General features: G+C 63.7%; 15 protein-coding genes and 1 pseudogene. 9 read left to right on the plus strand and 7 right to left on the minus strand.

Annotated elements, in window-relative coordinates:
- Positions 1–384: 384 nt before the first annotated feature.
- Entirely contained in the window at positions 385–1314 is a 930-nt protein-coding gene (locus F6X37_RS02655; protein ID WP_260336498.1) for a 2-hydroxy-3-oxopropionate reductase, read from the minus strand.
- Positions 1311–2111 (minus strand): 2-dehydro-3-deoxyglucarate aldolase, encoded by an 801-nt coding sequence (gene garL / locus F6X37_RS02660; protein ID WP_187610213.1) that lies wholly within the window; start codon positions 2109–2111, stop codon positions 1311–1313. The genes F6X37_RS02655 and garL overlap by 4 nt, the downstream gene beginning before the upstream one ends.
- Before the next feature lie 232 nt (positions 2112–2343).
- Here garL and F6X37_RS02665 point away from each other — a divergent pair, with 232 nt between their 5' ends.
- Positions 2344–3927 (plus strand): aldehyde dehydrogenase (NADP(+)), encoded by a 1584-nt coding sequence (locus F6X37_RS02665; protein ID WP_187610214.1) that lies wholly within the window; start codon positions 2344–2346, stop codon positions 3925–3927.
- 142 nt (positions 3928–4069) lie between these two features.
- Here F6X37_RS02665 and F6X37_RS02670 read toward each other — a convergent pair whose 3' ends face one another.
- From F6X37_RS02670 to kdgD, 3 genes are all read right to left on the minus strand, one after another.
- Positions 4070–4813, minus strand: coding sequence for a FadR/GntR family transcriptional regulator (locus F6X37_RS02670; protein WP_187610215.1), 744 nt, complete (start codon positions 4811–4813; stop codon positions 4070–4072).
- A gap of 233 nt (positions 4814–5046) precedes the next feature.
- On the minus strand, positions 5047–6405 hold the full coding sequence (locus F6X37_RS02675) for an MFS transporter (RefSeq protein WP_187610216.1): 1359 nt from the start codon (positions 6403–6405) through the stop codon (positions 5047–5049).
- A gap of 189 nt (positions 6406–6594) precedes the next feature.
- A complete protein-coding gene (gene kdgD / locus F6X37_RS02680) occupies positions 6595–7512 on the minus strand; it encodes a 5-dehydro-4-deoxyglucarate dehydratase (RefSeq protein ID WP_187610217.1) in 918 nt (305 codons plus the stop codon).
- A gap of 255 nt (positions 7513–7767) precedes the next feature.
- Between kdgD and garD the strand changes: the two genes are divergently transcribed.
- The 8 genes from garD (at position 7768) to F6X37_RS02720 (ending at position 17013) form a co-directional block, all read left to right on the plus strand.
- Positions 7768–9357, plus strand: a complete 1590-nt coding sequence (garD, locus tag F6X37_RS02685) for a galactarate dehydratase (RefSeq protein WP_090806085.1) — start codon at positions 7768–7770, stop codon at positions 9355–9357.
- A gap of 100 nt (positions 9358–9457) precedes the next feature.
- Positions 9458–10336 (plus strand): NAD-dependent epimerase/dehydratase family protein, encoded by an 879-nt coding sequence (locus F6X37_RS02690; protein ID WP_187610218.1) that lies wholly within the window; start codon positions 9458–9460, stop codon positions 10334–10336.
- Positions 10333–11262 carry an SMP-30/gluconolactonase/LRE family protein gene (locus tag F6X37_RS02695; protein ID WP_090806080.1) on the plus strand — a complete coding sequence of 310 codons (930 nt, stop codon included), beginning with the start codon at positions 10333–10335 and terminating at the stop codon, positions 11260–11262. Before F6X37_RS02690 ends, F6X37_RS02695 begins: the two co-directional genes overlap by 4 nt.
- 611 nt (positions 11263–11873) lie before the next feature.
- Positions 11874–12866, plus strand: a complete 993-nt coding sequence (locus tag F6X37_RS02700) for a TRAP transporter substrate-binding protein (protein WP_184049987.1) — start codon at positions 11874–11876, stop codon at positions 12864–12866.
- Between the two features lie 177 nt (positions 12867–13043).
- Positions 13044–13553, plus strand: a complete 510-nt coding sequence (locus F6X37_RS02705; RefSeq protein WP_090810071.1) for a TRAP transporter small permease — start codon at positions 13044–13046, stop codon at positions 13551–13553.
- Positions 13554–13566: 13 nt separating this feature from the next.
- The gene (locus F6X37_RS02710) at positions 13567–14919 is read left to right on the plus strand and encodes a TRAP transporter large permease (protein ID WP_187610219.1); all 1353 of its coding nucleotides are present in this window, start codon (positions 13567–13569) and stop codon (positions 14917–14919) included.
- Positions 14920–14996: 77 nt separating this feature from the next.
- Positions 14997–16208, plus strand: coding sequence for a porin (locus tag F6X37_RS02715; RefSeq protein WP_090806074.1), 1212 nt, complete (start codon positions 14997–14999; stop codon positions 16206–16208).
- Between the two features lie 250 nt (positions 16209–16458).
- The gene (locus tag F6X37_RS02720; RefSeq protein WP_187610220.1) at positions 16459–17013 is read left to right on the plus strand and encodes a putative glycolipid-binding domain-containing protein; all 555 of its coding nucleotides are present in this window, start codon (positions 16459–16461) and stop codon (positions 17011–17013) included.
- Here F6X37_RS02720 and F6X37_RS02725 read toward each other — a convergent pair.
- Positions 17010–17597, minus strand: a complete 588-nt coding sequence (locus tag F6X37_RS02725) for a GNAT family N-acetyltransferase (protein WP_184069238.1) — start codon at positions 17595–17597, stop codon at positions 17010–17012. The genes F6X37_RS02720 and F6X37_RS02725 overlap by 4 nt on opposite strands.
- A 76-nt stretch (positions 17598–17673) precedes the next feature.
- Positions 17674–18003 (minus strand): annotated as a pseudogene (locus tag F6X37_RS02730) (hypothetical protein); the annotation flags it as partial.
- Between the last annotated feature and the right edge of the window lie 72 nt (positions 18004–18075).

The following is an 18075-nucleotide window of genomic DNA, read 5'->3' on the forward strand; positions in this document are numbered from 1 at the left end:
GTGCCAGCCCGTGCGTCCCGATGGTTCGCTCGATCGGACGTTAGTTGGATTGAATGGCGCAAGGGCATGGGGGCGAATGCCATGGCAGCCCGGTCACTACCCACGCCGTACGCTGTGACAGGCGCAAGAGGGGCGCGTGGCTCGCAATAAAATTGCGAGAGCATCTGCCGTTAATGAGGAGACTAAAGGTCGCGAGCCATGCTCACGCGTTGATGGTCCTACGCTGGTCCGAAGCGCTGGATCAGGCGGCAATTCAGAGCGATGCCGCGAAATGAGCATCGTTCCCGATCAGACGACGAATTGCGATCGAGCCGGCCATCGGTCACATGCGGACAGACGGAAAACCCGATCGCAACTGTGAAGTGGCGCCATGCAACAGCGCGCTTACGCGCTCTTCTGACCGATCTCGTGATTCGCGAGCACTTCGAGCGCGCGCACCATCGCCGAGTGGTCCCACGCCTTGCCGCCGTGCGCGACGCACGCGTTGAACAGCGCCTGGCAGGTGGCGGTGTTCGGCAGCGACACGCCGAGCGCCTGCGCGGTCGACAGCGCGAGGTTCAGGTCCTTCTGGTGCAGTTCGATGCGGAAGCCCGGATCGAACGTGCGCCTGGTCATGCGCTCGCCGTGCACTTCGAGAATGCGCGACGATGCGAAGCCGCCCATCAGCGCCTCACGCACGCGCGCCGCATCGACACCCGCCTTCGACGCGAGCAGCAGCGCTTCGCCGACCGCCTCGATGGTCGCCGCGACGATCACCTGGTTGGCGACCTTGCACACCTGGCCCGCGCCGACCGCGCCGATCAGCGTGACGTTCTTGCCCATCATGTCGAACAGGGGCTTCACGCTGTCGAACGTGGCCTGTTCGCCCCCGACCATGATGGTCAGCGAGCCGGCCTTCGCGCCGACTTCGCCACCGGACACCGGCGCGTCGAGATAATCGGCACCGGATTCGCGCACGCGCGCCGCGAAATCGCGGGTCGCCATCGGCGAGATCGAGCTCATGTCGACGACCGTCTGGCCGGCGCGCAGCGCGCTCGCGAGGCCGTTCTCGCCGAACAGCACGCGTTCGACGTCCGGCGTGTCAGGCACCATGATGAAGATCACGTCCGCGTTGGCGGCGACCGCGGCGGGGTTGTCGCATGCGAGGGCGCCGGCCTGCGTGAGCTCGGCGGGCACGCCGCTACGCGTAAAGGCGGCGAGCGACACGCCGTTTTTCAGAAGGTTGGCGGCCATGGGCTTGCCCATGATGCCGAGTCCGATAAAGCCTGCTTTTTGCATGGAATGCTCCGAAGATGTCGTGGCGGCCGCGTTCAAGCCTCGCCCGCCGGTTTCTGCATGAAGTGTTTCTGTGCCGCCTGCGCGGCGCCCTTGAGCAACCCGAGATCCGCGCAGACCGCGACGACGCGCGCGCCCATCGACAGATATCGTTCCGCGTCGGCCTGCAGCGGCGCGAGAATGCCGCTCGACTTGCCGGCCGCCTGCGCGCACGCGAACACATGCGCGATCGCCTGCTGCACGTCCGGATGGCTCGCATTGCCGAGGTGGCCATACGACGCCGCGAGGTCGGACGGACCGATGAAGACCGCGTCGATGCCGTCCACCGCGAGGATGCCGTCGATATTCTCGACCGCCTTGCGGCTTTCGATCTGCGCGATCACGCAGACGTTGTCGTTGGCGATCGCGAAGTAGTCGGACACGGTGCCGTAGCGATTGCCGCGATGGCCGACCGATACGCCGCGAATGCCCTGCGGCGGATAGCGTGTCGACGCGACCGCGCGGGCGGCGTCGTCGGCGCTGTCGACGAAGGGCACGAGGAAGTTCGAGAAGCCGCTGTCGAGAAAACGTTTGATCACGACGCTGTCGTTGGCCGGTGGTCGGACGACCGGTGCGCTGCCGCTGTCCTTGAGCGCCATCAACTGCGGGATCAGCGTGAGCACGTCGTTGGGCGCGTGTTCGGCGTCCAGCAGCATCCAGTCGAAGCCGACCGTGCCCAGCAGTTCAGTGGCGATCGGGCTGGCGAGCGACGCCCAGCAGCCGATCTGGGTTTTTCCCTCGCGCACCGCGCGCCGGAAGCGGTTGGGCAAGGATTCGTAAGGCGTGACGGCGGGCATGCGGTGTCTCCTCGAACTGCGATGGATCGGGAAAAGCTGCGACAATGCTAAACCGCGAAATGCGAGTTATAAGTCGTCGTATGACTAGCTACAGATTAGCACCGCACGGCCCGGTTGTAATGGGCGAGTATACCCGTATGCGCCTGTCAGACAAGCGTTTCGGGTTGCATAGGGCCCCCGCGATGTTGTAGGATGACCTATATCTTTAGCCTTCATTAAAGGAAAGTCAAAAATGCCTATTACCGGCGAAATGCTGATCGGTCGCAAAGCCGTGCGCGGCGAAGAAAAACCGCTGCGCGCGTTCAATCCTGCCACGGGTTCCGAGATTCCCGAGCCGGTGTTCGGCAGCGGCACCGTCGAGAACGTCGAGCAGGCCTGCGCGCTCGCGCAACAGGCGTTCGACGCCTACCGTCAACTGCCGCTCGCAGTGCGCGCCGAGTTCCTGGACCGTATCGCTGACGGCATCACCGCGCTCGGCGACGAGCTGATCGAGCGCGCGCAGGCTGAATCGGGACTGCCGAAGGCGCGTCTGGAAGGCGAGCGCGGCCGCACCACCGGCCAGTTGAAGCTGTTCGCGCAGACCGTGCGCGCGGGCCAGGGGCTCAACGCTACGCTCGATTCGCCGCTGCCGGAGCGCAAGCCGCTGCCGCGCTCGGATCTGCGCATGCAGAAGATCGCGCTCGGTCCGGTCGCGGTGTTCGGCGCGAGCAACTTCCCGCTCGCGTTCTCGGTAGCGGGTGGCGACACCGCCGCGGCGCTGGCTGCTGGCTGCCCGGTCGTCGTGAAGGCGCATCGCGCTCACCTCGGCACGTCGGAGCTGGTCGGTCGCGTGATCCAGCGCGTCGCGCAGGAAATGGATCTGCCCGAAGGCGTGTTCTCGATGATCGTCGGCGCGGGTAACTCGGTCGGCGAGGCACTGGTTGCGCACCCGGCCATGAAGGCGGTCGGCTTCACCGGGTCGCGCGCGGGCGGCACTTCGCTGATGCGCGTCGCGGCGGCGCGTCCGGAGCCGATCCCGGTGTACGCGGAAATGAGCAGCATCAACCCGGTGTTCCTGCTGCCCAACGCTCTTGCGGCACGCGGCGACAGCATCGCGCGCGGTTTCGTCGACTCGCTCGTGCTCGGCGCGGGCCAGTTCTGCACCAACCCGGGCCTCGCCATCGCGATCGACAGCGACGCGCTGAAGGGCTTCGTCGCGACGGCATCGGAAGCGCTCGCGGCGAAGCCGGCGCAGACCATGCTGACCTCGGGCATTCACGCCGCGTATGAAGACGGCGAAGGCAAGCTGGCCGCAACGAAGGGCGTCGAAGTCGTGGCACGCGGCGTCGCCGCGACCGGCCCGACCCAGGCTTGCGCGGCGCTGTTCGTGACCGACGCGCAGACGTTCCTCGCGAACCCGGCGCTCGAAGACGAAGTATTCGGCCCGGTGTCGACGATCATCCGCTGCAAGGACGAGCAGCAAATGCTGAAGGTCGCCGAATACTTCGCCGGCCAGCTGACCGCGACGCTGCAGATGGACAGCGCCGACGTGGCGGCTGCGAAGAAGCTGGTGCCGATTCTCGAGCGCAAGGCCGGCCGGATTCTGGTCAACGGCTTCCCGACCGGCGTCGAAGTGTGCCATGCGATGGTCCACGGCGGCCCGTTCCCGGCAACGTCGGATAGCCGGGCGACCTCGGTCGGCACCACGTCGATCGACCGCTTCCTGCGCCCGGTCTGCTACCAGGACTTCCCGGCCGAGCTGCTGCCGGAAACGCTGGCTGACGGCAATCCGCTCGAACTGTGGCGTCGTCGCGATGGCGAACTCACGCGCGGTTAATCGCGTGACGCCGTCCTGAACGGATGCGCGCCCGGGCCGGTCGGCCGGGCGCGGATCGAAGGGAAGGGCGGACGCAATCGCAAGATAAAAAAATGGCCGGGAGATTCCCGGCCATTTTTTTCGCCCGCGAGCTTCGTGAGAATCAGCTGTTCGCTTCGCTCACTTCATTCGCGCGACGCAGCCGCTCGCGGCTATTCGACAGATGCATGCGCATCGCGGCGCGTGCGCCTTCGGCGTCGTGCCGGCTGATCGCCTCGAGGATGCTTTCATGCTCGAGGTTCACGAGCGACAGATACGCATCAGGATCGGCGCGCGCGATGCCGGCCGAGTCGAGCCGGTTGCGCGGAATCAGCGCGCTGCCCATTTGCGACAGGATGTCGACGAAATAGCGGTTGCCGGTTGCGCGTGCGACCGAGATGTGGAACTGCAGGTCGGCCTGCACGCTGTCGAGCCCGTTGTGGCGCGTGGCCTCGATCGCGTCGAGCGCCGCGCGCATGCGCGCGAGGTCGTCCGCTTTCGCGCGTTGCGCGGCGAGACCGGCGCATTCGGTTTCGAGGCTGATGCGCAGCTCCAGAATGCACAGCACGTCGCGCAGCGTGGTGGCGGGCACCATGTCGATGCCGAGCTTTTCGCGCTGCGGCTCGAGCACGAAGCTGCCGATGCCGTGCCGCGTCTCGATGACCTTGCCTGCCTGCAGGCGCGAGATCGCCTCGCGAATCACCGTGCGGCTCACGCTGAGTGTGCTCATCAGCTGCGATTCGGTGGGGAGTTTGTCGCCCGGCTTCAGCAAGTTGGCCGCGATCTGCTCGGTGACGTAGTTGACGACGAACTCGGCAAGATTGCGAGCGCGTCGTGGCGGTGCCGCGGATGCTAGTGGTGTAGCCATCGAAAACGCTCCTTGTTTGAAAGACCGCTGGGAATCGTGCATTTTTATTATATCGTCGTCTGACGACTGATTATAGAAGGCCGGATCGTTTCCGGCGCAAATGTCACGTATATCGGCGCAGGCCCGAAGTTTGGCGCCTCGGCGCGGATAGATCGCGCGAGGCGCCGGGTCGGTCGGCCGGAAGTACGATAACCGCGACGATAACCGCGACGATAACCAAGCCTATAACGGGCTCACCCCGGGCGCAACTCGACCCGCCGGATGTCCTTGACGATCACCAGATAGCTGATCACGGTTAGCAGCGCGTTCGCGCCGACGAACACCAGCGCGCCATTGAACGAGCCCGTGCGCGCGACGAGATAACCGATCACGATCGGCGTCACGATGCCGGCGATGTTGCCGAACATGTTGAAGATCCCGCCGGACAAGCCGAGCGCTTCCTTCGGCGACGTATCGGCGACGACCGCCCAGCCGAGCGCGCCGATGCCCTTGCCGAAGAACGCGAGCGACATCAGCGCGACGACGACCCAGTCGGTCGACACGTAGTTGCAGCCGATGATGCAGGTCGACAGCAGCATGCCGCCGACGATCGGCACCTTGCGCGCGACGGTCAGCGAACAGCCGCGGCGGATCATTCCGTCCGACAGCACGCCGCCGAGCACCCCGCCGAGAAAGCCGCAGATCGCCGGCAGCGAGGCCACGAGGCCCGCATGCAGGATCGTCATGCCGCGCGCCTGCACGAGGTAGATCGGAAACCACGTCAGGAAGAAGTAGGTCAGCACGTTGATGCAGTACTGCGCGAGATAGACGCCGAGCAGCATGCGGTTGCTGAGCAACTGACGCACGAGCGTCCAGCCGCCGGCCTTCGAAACATCGTCCGGGCGCGTCTTGCGCGCACCGCTGACGAGGCCGCCGCCTTGCTCGATGTACTCGAGCTCGGCGCGCGACACGCGCGGATGGTCGGCGGGATTCTTCATGACCTTCAGCCACGTCAGCGCGAGCAGCAGCCCGGCCACGCCCAGTACGACGTAGACCATTTCCCACCCGAACGCGTGCGTGAGCCACGCCATCAGCGGCGTGAACACGACCGCGGCGAAGTATTGCGCGGCGTTGAAGATCGCCGACGCGGTGCCGCGCTCGTTGGTCGGGAACCAGCTCGCGACGACCTTCGCGTTCGCCGGGAACGCCGGCGACTCGGCCGCGCCCATCACGAAGCGCAGCGCGAACAGGCCGGTAATCGCCGCACCGGCGCTGCCGAGCAGGCCGACCGAGCTCTGCAGCAGCGTGAATAGCGACCACGAGAAGATGCTCGCCGCGTACACGCGGCGCGCGCCGAAACGGTCGAGCAGCCAGCCGGCCGGCAGTTGCGACAGCACGTAAGCCCAGCTGAATGCGGAAAAGATATAGCCCATGCGGATCGCGTCGAGGCTGAACGCGGTGCGCATTGCGGAACCGGTGACGGACAGCGTCGCGCGGTCGGCGTAGTTGAGGGTGGTGATCACAAAGATCAGCAGCAGGATCCCGTAGCGGACCTTGGTGCGTGCCGCGCTAGAAGCGGCGTCGGTGGAACTGGCCGAGCGGCTCAAGTCCATGGTCATCTCCTGTATTGTCGGGCGAGGTGTAGTCTGCACACCGGGTGGCCCGCAGACCACCTGCCTGTCGGGCAAACACACGAACGCCCGGCAACGTTGCTGTGCCGGGCGTTCGCCACGCGGCCGTCTAGGCGGCCCTCATCGATGAGGCTCGCGAGCTACTTCGCTCGAAGCCCTGACGCCGGTTCCTTACTGCGGTCCGAGCTTCTTGATCAGCGCGTCGAGCTGCTCCATTTCTTCCGGCGTCAGATCGGTCAGCGGTGCGCGCACCGGACCTGCGTCGTGGCCGACCAGCTTCGCGCCAGCCTTGACGATGCTGACCGCGTAGCCGGCACGGCGGTTGCGGATCTTCAGGTACGGCAGGAAGAATTCGTCGATCAGCTTGCCGACCGTCGCGTGGTCGTCAGCGGCGATCGCGCGGTAGAAGTCCATCGCGGTCTTCGGAATGAAGTTGAACACCGCCGACGAGTACACCGGCACCCCCAGCGCCTTGTAGGCGGCAGCGTAGACTTCCGCGGTCGGCAGGCCGCCGAGGTACGAGAAGCGCTCGCCGAGGCGGCGGCGGATCGTCACCATGTTTTCGATCTCGCCCACGCCGTCCTTGAAGCCGATCAGGTTCGGGCAACGGTCTGCCAGACGCTCGAGCATGTCGGCGTTGAGCTTCGAGTTCGCGCGGTTGTAGATGATCATGCCCATGCCCGGAACAGCCTTGCAGACCTCTTCGGCGTGCGCGGCGATACCGTCCTGGCTTGCTTCGGTCAGGTAGTGCGGCATCAGCAGGATGCCGTGCGCGCCGAGGCGCTGCGCTTCCTTCGCGTAGGCGATCGCCACGCGGGTCGGGCCGCCGGCGCCGGCGAGGATCGGTACCTTGCCCTTGCAGACCTCGACCGCGGTCTTGACTACTTGCGTGTAGTCGTCTTGCGTCAGCGAGAAGAATTCGCCCGTGCCGCCGGCGACGAACAGCGCCGATGCGCCGTACGGAGCGAGCCATTCGAGACGCTCTGCGTAGGTGTCGGCGCGGAAGTCGCCTTTAGCGTCGAAGTCGGTGACGGGGAAGGACAGGAGGCCTTCCGAAACGATCTGCTTGAGTTCCTGCGGTGTCGTCATGATCAAAGTATCCAGGCGTCGGATTGGGTCGTTGTTGGTTCCAACCAGTACAACGGACGTCGTACTAGTAGAAAATCTTTGGAAATCAGATTTCTTATACGTCATCGTACAACAACAAATCCGGTAACTCAACGGGGTTTTCACGGCATAATTCACGCTATAGGGTAAATACGGAACATCCGGGCGAAACTTCACGTTGTAGGATGACGTATGATTTCTGGCGACGCAGGTCTATCACGCCTCAAGGATCGATCAATGGAACAAACTCCGCTCTACATCCGCGTTCATCCCAATGACAATGTCGCGATCGTCGTCAACGACGGCGGTCTGGGCGAGGGCGCGGTATTTGCCGATGGCCTCAGGCTGCGCGAGCGTGTGCCGCAGGGCCACAAGGTCGCGGTGGCCGATCTCGCCGAGGGCGACGAGGTCATCCGCTATAACGTCGTGATCGGTTATGCGCTGAAGCCGCTGCCGAAGGGCAGCTGGATCAACGAGCACGTGATTCGCATGCCGAGCCCGCCGGGACTCGAAGACCTGCCGATCGCCACCACCAAAGCGCCGGACATGCCGCCGCTCGAAGGCTATACGTTCGAGGGCTACCGTAACTCGGACGGCTCGGTGGGCACGCGCAACATCCTCGCGATCACGACCACCGTGCAGTGCGTCGCCGACGTCGTGCAACACGCGGTCACGCGCATCAAGGCCGAGCTGCTGCCGAAATATCCGAATGTCGACGATGTCGTCAGCCTCGGTCACACCTACGGCTGCGGCGTCGCGATCGACGCGCCCGACGCGATGGTGCCGATCCGCACCGTGCGCAACATCGCGCTGAACCCGAACTTCGGCGGCGAAGTGATGATGGTGAGCCTCGGTTGCGAAAAGCTGCAGCCCGAGCGTCTGATGCCGCCGGGAACGATTCCGATCGCGGCGGCGGCGGTCGTCGACGACGTCGCGGACATCGGTGATGTCGCGCTGGACCAGAACGGCGACGTCGTGGTGTTGCAGGACGAATCGCACGTCGGCTTCCAGTCGATGATCACGTCGATCATGAGGATGGCCGAAGGGCATCTGAAGCGCCTGAACAACCGCCGTCGCGAAACCTGTCCGGCGTCGGATCTGGTGATCGGTGTGCAGTGCGGCGGTAGCGACGCGTTCTCGGGCCTGACCGCGAACCCGGCCGTCGGATTCGCAACGGACCTGCTGGTGCGCGCCGGCGCGACCGTGATGTTCTCGGAAGTCACCGAAGTGCGCGACGGCGTCGATCAGCTGACCGCGCGCGCGGCCAATGCGGACGTCGCACAGGCGATCATCCGCGAGATGCAGTGGTACGACGATTACCTGAAGCGCGGCGGCGCGGATCGCAGCGCGAACACGACGCCCGGCAACAAAAAGGGCGGCCTGTCGAACATCGTCGAAAAGGCGATGGGCTCGATCATCAAGTCGGGCAACTCGGCGATCTCCGGCGTGCTGTCGCCGGGTGAGAAGGTCAATCAGAAGGGCCTGATCTACGCGGCGACGCCGGCCAGCGACTTCATCTGCGGCACGCTGCAGGTCGCCTCGGGCATCACGCTGCATGTGTTCACGACCGGCCGCGGCACGCCGTACAGCCTCGCCGAAGTACCGGTCATCAAGGTCGCGACGCGTTCGGACCTCGCGCGTCGCTGGCACGATCTGATGGACATCAACGCCGGCACGATCGCGACCGGCCAGTCCAGCATCGAGGAGGTGGGCTGGGAACTGTTCCGCCTGATGCTCGAAGTCGCGAGCGGCCGCAAGGAAACCTGCGCGGAGAAGCTCGGACTGCACAATGCGTTGACGCTGTTCAACCCGGCGCCGGTGACCTGAGCAGGCACCGTGCCCCGTCAATACTCAGGCGAGCGCCGGTCCAGCCGGCGCTCGCTTTTCCGTTCAGAAGACCCGCTCGCAATCACAACAGCAAAGAGACATGACCGATTTGAACGTTGACCGCTCCGCGGCAAAGAAACCCTTCCGCCGTCTGCTGCTCACCGGCGCCGCGGGCAACCTCGGCAAGCAACTGCGTCCCGCGCTCGCGCAATGGGCCGACATCGTGCGCGTGTCCGATATCGCTGCGCTCGGCGAAGTCGCCGCGCACGAGGAAGCGGCCGTCGTCAATCTCGCCGATGAAGCAGCCGTGCACGCGCTGCTCGAAGGCGTGGACGCGGTGGTGCATCTCGGCGGCATTTCCGTCGAAGCGCCGTTCGAAGACCTGCTCGAAGCGAACATCCGCGGCCTCTACAACGTGTACTCGTCGGCGCAAAAGCATGGCGTGAAGCGCATCATCTACGCGAGCTCGAATCACGCGGTGGGTTTCCATCCGGTCACGTCGGTTCTCGATACCGAAGTGCCGCTGCGTCCGGACGGCATGTACGGCGTGACGAAGTGTTTCGGCGAATCGCTGTCGCGCTACTACTTCGACCGCTTCGGTCTTGAGACCGTGTGTTTGCGGATCGGCTCGTCGTTCGAGCAGCCGAAGACCGCACGCATGCTCGTCACGTATCTGAGCTACCGCGATTTCATCGAGCTCGTGCGCTGCTCGCTGTTCACGAACCGCGTCGGTCACGCGATCGTCTACGGCGTGTCGAATAACCGCATCTCGTGGGTCGACAACACGAACGCCGCGTTTCTCGGCTACCGTCCGCAAGACAGCTCGGCGCAGTTCGAACACCTGTTCCCACCGAGCGCCCCCGACACGCGCTACGACGACCCGACCCAGCAGTACCAGGGCGGCCCGTTCGTGCTGGCCGGTCCGATGGAGCCGAAGCGGGAGCCTAAGCGGGAGCCTAAGCGGGAGCCTAAGCAATGAGCGCGAATCCGCAAGTGGAGCGCTTCGAAGCGGCCGGTCGGTTGCCCGCGGCCACCGGTGAAAGCCCGGTCTGGCGCGCGGCCGAGCAGGCGCTGTACTGGGTCGACATTCCGGCGAAAAAGATCGTGCGCGGTTCGCTCGCGACGGGCCAGCGCAGCGAATGGCTGCTGCCGGAGCAGGTTGCCTGCATCGCGTTCGATCACGCCGGCACCGTGCTCGCCGGCTGCGAGACCGGGTTGTTCGCGCTCACGCTCGCGGACGCGTCGAAAGCGGCGAGCGGCGAGCCGCTGACAGCGTCGCTGCGCAAGCTCGCGGCGCCTGAATTCCCGCACGGCGGAATGCGTTTCAACGACGGCCGCTGCGACCGGCAAGGGCGTTTCTGGGCCGGCACGATGGTGATGGACATGGCCGCGGCGATCCCGGGCGGCGCGCTGTACCGCTTCGACGAGAAGGGCGTGCTGTCAGCGCCGGTCGTCGCTTCGCTGATCACGCAGAACGGCCTGGGCTGGTCGCCGGACGGCACGACGATGTATCTGTCCGACTCGCATCCGCTGCGCCGGCTGATCTGGGCTTTCGACTACGACGTCGACAGCGGTGAGCCGCGCAACCGCCGCGTGTTCGCCGACCTGCATCACTATTCGGGCCGTCCGGACGGCGCGGCGGTCGATGCCGACGGCTGCTACTGGATCTGCGCGAACGACGCCGGTCTGCTGCTGCGGTTTACGCCGCAGGGCAAGCTTGACCGGCAGGTTCCGGTGCCGGCCATCAAGCCTGCCATGTGCGCGTTCGGCGGCCGCGATCTCGATACGCTGTTCGTCACCTCGATTCGTCCCGCCAACGGCGCGAGCGAGCACGACGGCCACGTGTTCGCGCTGCGGCCCGGCGTGAGCGGGCTGCCTGAACCAGAATTCGCAGGGCAACTGTAACGTTGCTTGCATGAAGCATGCGCCGGGACGAAGTTTTTCTCCCGGCGTTTTCATTTTTCAGGACCATTCGTGTGGCCCTTTATTTGTCACTCGTCGTACAACGTGTTGTGTGAAGACCACGCCGCCACGTATTTCTTCAGCAAAAATACCACAGCTCCGCAGACTGTACCGATTCCGTCCCCATCCAATGCCGGACGGCGCGGGACCTTGTGGCATGCCACGCCGGTCATCCGTACCGGCGCTTTTCTTGATGCGGGTAAATACCGTCTGTACAAGATAAAACCCCTTTTATAGACTTCGTATGTTGTCGTACAACATATAAGCCCAAACAAATGGCTTTCTGTGTTGGTGTGACAGTGCAATTCGGTGGGTTTCAAGGCATTCGTGCCGCCGCGGTCGATGCGGCATGCATGTCCGAAGCCGGCCGGCGTGATTGAAGTAAGTAGTCGAGTTGTCGACTGGAGTGCTGGGTCAACTGTGCCGGGGAAGTCGCACAGCCAGTACGGCCAACGCCCGCACCTGCGAAGGCAGTGAGCGTGAAGCCGGAGACGCGTCAAAACCATGTCACATCCGCTGTTGCTGGGATGGTCTATTTTTCAAGGAATGTCACGATGAACAAGAAGTTTGCCTCTTCCCATGTTTCGATGATCGTCGCGGCCGCGGCGTTGGCGTTCAGCACGATGTCGGCTGAAGCGCGCGTGTTCCGCGTCGCCGATGTGCACGGCGACACCTTCCCGACCAACATGGCCGTGAAGTACATGGGCGAGGAGATCAGCAAGGCGACCGGCGGCAAGGACTCCGTGAAGGTGTTCGGCAACAGCGCGCTCGGTTCGGAAAACGACACGATCGACCAGGTCCGTATCGGCGCGCTCGACATGGCCCGTGCCAACGGTGCTGCGTTCAACGAAATCGTGCCGGAATCGATGATCCCGTCGCTGCCGTTCCTGTTCCGCGACGTCGACCATTTCCGCAAGGTCATGTACGGTCCGGAAGGCCAGAAGATCCTCGACGCCTTCACCGCGAAGGGCATGATCGCACTGACGTTCTACGAGAGTGGCGCACGCTCGATGTACGCGAAGAAGGCGATCAAATCGCCGGCTGACATGAAGGGGCTGAAGGTCCGCGTGCAGCCGTCCGACCTGATGGTCGACGAAATCAAGGCAATGGGCGGCACGCCGACCCCGATGCCGTTCTCGGAGGTCTATACGGGCCTGAAGACCGGCCTCGTCGACGGCGCCGAAAACAACCTGCCGTCGTACGAAGAAACCAAGCACTTCGAAGTCGCTCAGGTCTACTCGGAGACCCAGCATTCGATGACGCCGGAAGTGCTGGTGTTCTCGAAGAAGGTGTGGGACACGCTGTCGCCGCAAGAGCAGCAGATCATCAAGAAGGCCGCGGCTGACTCGGTACCTTACTACGAGAAGCTGTGGACCGCGCGCGAAGCCGACGCACAGAAGGCCGTCACGAAGGGTGGCGCAACGGTCATCGCGGCTTCGCAGATCGACCGCGCGGCTTTCGTGAAGGTGATGCAGCCTGTGTGGGCGAAGTATGAAAAGACCCCGCAAATGAAGCAGATCGTCGACGAGATCGAAGCAATCAAGTAAGTCACGCGTCCCGGACGCAATCAGCAATAGCAACGCTTGTCGCAACAGCGGCGTGAATGGTCCCGCGAGGAAACTCGCGAGACCTTCCGCCGCGCGATTTCGCGCGCGCGTGCGGATCGCGTCGTATCGGGACGGCTGAATCTCAAGCACAGGTCGGTCGTAAGCAAGGACAGGGTCATGAGTTTCCTGAAACGCCCAAATGATTTTCTTTTTCGCGTGCTGCTGGTCGTGGCGTCGCTTAGCCTCGCCGTGCTTTGCCTGCTCGTGATTTATAGCGTGGTGATGCGCTACGTGTTTAGCGACGCGCCCGATTTCGTTGAGCCCATCGCATTGCTGCTGGTGATCCTGATCGCGATGTTCGGCGCCGCGCTGAAGGTTCGCGAGGGCGGTCACATCGGACTCGACTCGCTCGTGAAGAAATTGCCCGAGAAAGGCCAGGTGATCGCGAAAGGGATTCAGCACCTGTGTCTGGTCGCTTTCGCGGTGGCGGTCTTCGTCGGTTGCCTCGAGATGGCGCAAACCACGATGGGCGACCGCATTCCGATCATCGGCGTGCCGGAAGGCGTGCGCTACTGCATCCCGATCTTCGCCAGTGTGTGCATCGCGTTGTTCTCGATCGAGCATCTGCTCGAGCTCTTCGCGGGGAAACGGGAAGAGCCGGCGCTCGAACTCTCCGCCACGGAATAAAAGTAGAACCATCATGGAACTTGCCCTTCTTACCGCCAGTTTTCTAATCTTCCTCTTCCTCGGGGTTCCGGTTTCATTCGCGTTGGGCCTGTCCTGCGTTCTGACGTACCTGTTCGAAGGCTTGCCGACCGCGACCGCGATGCAGTCGATGATCTCGGGCATGAACGGTTTCTCGTTCCTCGCGGTCCCGTTCTTCATCTTCTCCGGCGAGCTGATGCTCCACGGCGGCATCGCTGACCGGATCCTGCGTTTCGCGCAGGCCACGGTCGGCCATTTCCGCGGTGGCCTCGGCATGGCCAACGTGGTCGCCTGTACGCTGTTCGGCGGCGTGTCGGGTTCGCCGACCGCGGATACGTCGGCGATGGGCGGCGTCGTGATCCCGCTGATGAAGCGCGAAGGTTATAGCGCCGCATACGCGGTCAACGTGACCACGCACTCGTCGCTCGCCGGCGCGCTGATGCCGACATCGACCAACATGATCATCTACGCGTTCGCCGCGCAAGGCGTGAGCGGCGTGCTGAACGGCAAGCAGATGAGCGGCGTGTCGATCGGCGATCTGCTGTTCTCGGGTCTGTTGCCGGTGCTGTGGGTGATGGGCCTCGTGCTGATCGCCGCTTACTGGCAGGCTGTCAAGTTCGGCTATCCGCGCCGTCCCGACGGTTCGACCGAACTGCAGCGTTTCCCGGGCTGGATGGCGGTGCTGCGCACGTTCATCGGCGCGGTGCCGGGTCTGATGGTCATCGCGATCATTCTGTTCTGCGTGGCGCGCGGTATCGCCACCGCGACGGAGGCGGCCGCAATCGCCGTGGGTTATTCGCTGATATTGACCATCGTCGTGTATCGCTCGCTGTCGATGAAGAAGCTCGGCCATGCGCTCGGCAAGGCCGCGAAAACGACCGGCGTGGTGCTGCTGCTGATCGGTGTGTCGAACATGCTGCGCTACCAGATGGCCTATCTGGAGATCCCGGAGGCGATCGAGCGCATGCTCGACGGCGCGACCTCGCTGCCGTGGCTGATGTTGTTGTACATCAACGTGATTCAGGTGTTCCTCGGTACGTTCGTCGACATGGCGGCGCACATCCTGATCACAACCCCGCTGTTCCTGCCGATGGCCATGCACAACGGGGTGGGCCCGGTTCAGTTCGGCATCATGATTCTGCTGAACTGCGCATTGGGTCTCGTGCATCCGCCGATTGGCTCGGTGCAGTTCATTGGTTGCGCAATTGGCAATGTGTCGATAGGGGAAACTACTAAGGTGGCTTGGCCGTATTACCTCGCTATCTTCTCGGCCATCAATATTGTCACCTATGTCCCGTGGTTCTCGACCTGGTTGCCGAGCATCATCAACGGTCACCCGGTGTTCTGATCCAAATAAAACGTCTTACCCACACTCAGCGGCGCTCGCATAGGCCGCATTAGAAAGTTTTTAACAGAGGAGTAACAATGAAAAAGACTCTCTTAGCTTCTGCCTTGGGGTTGGTCGCCCTGGGCGCACATGCGCAAAGCAGCGTGACGCTTTACGGTATCGTCGATACGGGCCTGGGTTGGCAGAACAGTTCGGCGTCGCTGACCACGGCGGCGAAACCGCAGACCGTCGCTGGCAACTCGCAAGTCAAGATGATCAACGGCATCTGGGCAGGCAGCCGTTTCGGTTTGAAGGGCTCGGAAGATCTGGGTGGCGGCACGAAGACGATTTTCCAGTTGGAAGAAGGCTTTAACAGCGCAACTGGCGCGCAAAGTGTGTCGGGTCTGGCATTCAACCGCCAGGCATGGGTCGGTCTGACGAACGCTCAGTTCGGTACGGTGACGGCAGGCCGCGGGTACACCTCGTACTACACGCTGCTCTCGCCGTATAGCCCGACCACGTGGCTGACCGGTGCATACGGTGCGCATCCGGGTGATATCGACTCGCTGGATACGACGTTCCGGGTGAACAACCAACTGGTTTATACGTCGCCGAGCTTTGCCGGTCTGACGGTTAGCGGTTCGTACGCACTGGGCGGCAACGCGGGCAGCTTCGCAGCCGGCCAAACCTGGAGCGTTGCGGCACAGTACCTGAACGGCCCGATCGGTCTCGCGGCAGGTATCCAGCGCATTGACAACGCGGCGACCGTTGGCACCCCCGCGTGGAATTCCACGGCGTCGAACAACGGCGCTCAGCCGTCCGTCTCGGCAATCAACAACGGCTTCCAGACCGCAGCGAAGCAGCAGCGCATTGCGGTGACCGGTGGTTACGCGTTCAACTCGCAGTGGGACGTTTCGTTCGCATACTCGAACGTTCAATACGCTGCGGGCCAGGCTTCGCTGTTCCACGACACGCAGATCTGGAATACCGGTGGCGCAGTGCTGCACTGGAAGCCGATCTCGGTGCTGGACCTGGCCGCTGGCTATAGCTACACCCGTGCAACGTCGTCGAACGGCATTCAGAGCACGGCTAGCTACAGCCAGTTCAACCTGTCGCAGTACTACTCGCTGTCCAAGCGCACCGGCCTGTACGCACTCGAAGCGTATCAGCGCGCTAGCGGCCAGACGCTGTCGGGCAACGGCAAGTCCATCATCAACGCAGTGGCAAGCATCGGTGACGGCCAGAACGGTTCGCCGTCCTCGTCGCGCAGCCAGACCGCGGTTGGCGTGGGTATCATCCACAAGTTCTAAACAGTTACTGAATACGTGGCGGCACGTTGTTTTGCCGCCACATCGACGCGTTTTTTTTCGCGTCGTCAGTCTCGTAAAGCTGCGCACATTACGTGCGCAGCTTTTTTTTTGGATGCTTCATTTTGATGCATCGCAGGCGCTGGTCTCGCCAGCGGTGCCAGATCTGGGTTGGGATTGCGTCGCGCGCGGGCTTTCGCGTTACGATGAGAGCCCGGCGCGCTTTCCTGCGCCGTTTCGCGAGGAGACGCCGATGCGTGAATTACGATGGGCTTCGGAAGAGGGCGACGGCATCGAACATCTGGTATTCGATGCGCGCGACGATGGCTTCGCCGTTGAAAGCGTGGTGGTCGGGCAGCGCTACGGCAAGGCGTACGGGCTGCATTACGCGGTGCGCTGCGACGCGCGCTGGCGCACGCGCTACGCGCGGCTGAAGGTCGTCGGCGGCGGCGAGCTGGAGCTGCATGGCGATGGCGACGGCCACTGGCACGACGGGCACGGCCTCGCGCTCAGCGCGATCGAAGGCTGTATCGACATCGATATCGCGGCGACGCCGTACACCAATACGTTGCCGATCCGTCGGCTGCAACTCGCGCAAGGCGAACGTCAGCCGATCGAAGTCGCGTATATCGCGACGCCGGACTTGCAGGTCACGCGCGCCGAGCAGGCCTACACGTGCATCGAGTTGAATGGCGAGTACCGCTACGAAGGCATTTTTCGCGAGTTCACCGCCAATTTGCGCGTGGATAGCGATGGTCTCGTGATCGACTATCCGACCTTGTTCATGCGTTTGCCGCGCGCGCGTTAGGTTGTGCGTTCGGCGTCGCCCGCTGCGTTTGAGTCGTCGTCGGGCCCAGTCGATGCGCCGCGGCCGAGCGGGCGTTGCATCAGCGTCGTGTCGAGCCAGCGGCCGTGCTTGTAGCCGACAGCCTTCAACGTGCCGGTCAGCTCGAAGCCGAGTTGCGCGTGCAACGACAGTGAGCCGCCGCTGCCGCCATCGGCGATCACCGCGATCATCTGACGCCACGGTCCGGTCTCGCAACGTTCGATCAGCGCCTGCAGCAGCACGCGTCCGATGCCGCGTCCGCGATACGCGTCGTTGACGTAGATCGAGTCTTCGATCGTGTTGCGATAGGCGGCGCGCGGGCGATACGGCGTCGCATAGCAATAGCCGGCCACGTCGCCGTCGATCTCCGCGACCATATATGGCAGTCCGTGGCTGCGCACGCTTGCGAGCCGCGCGCGCAGATCGTCGACGGACGGCGGGGTTTCTTCGAACGACGCGACACCGGTCAGCACGTGATGCGCGTAGATCGCCTGGATCGCGGGGAGGTCGGCTTCGCTGGCGTCGCGGATCAGCGGGGCGTCGAGCGGAGGGCGGGGTGAACTCATGCGGGGTCCTGTCGTGGCGGGCGCAGTTTGGCGGAAGTCTTCACTATGCCTGTCGCCCGGGCGGATTTGAAGCGGGTCAAAGATCGAATTGATCGAACTCGCTCTGCAGCTCGCGATTACGCGCCACGCGTTCGTCGATAGCCGGTCCACGCCGTTCGACGACCGCCGAGATCAGCGAATCGACGTAGGAACCCGACATGCCGTCCGAATAGAACACGCGCGGGCGGATGTATTCGAGATAGCTGTAGAACGCGTTGCTGATGCCGCGCGTCAATTGGATGCCGACGCGCGCGAAGGCCGGCGAGCGCGCGAGTTCATACACGTGCCGGATCGCGCCGATCTCGAGTTCGAGCGATTGGGCGAGCGCGGCGTCGCGAGGCGAGGAGCCGTCAGCGACGCTCGGTTCATGAAGCTCACCGGTTTGCGCGCAGTCGCTCGGGCCACGGCGGAACGCGGCGTGGGGCGCTGGTTGTGCCAA

It is taken from the genome of Paraburkholderia sp. 31.1 (assembly GCF_014397645.1).
Lineage (GTDB): Bacteria > Pseudomonadota > Gammaproteobacteria > Burkholderiales > Burkholderiaceae > Paraburkholderia > Paraburkholderia tuberum.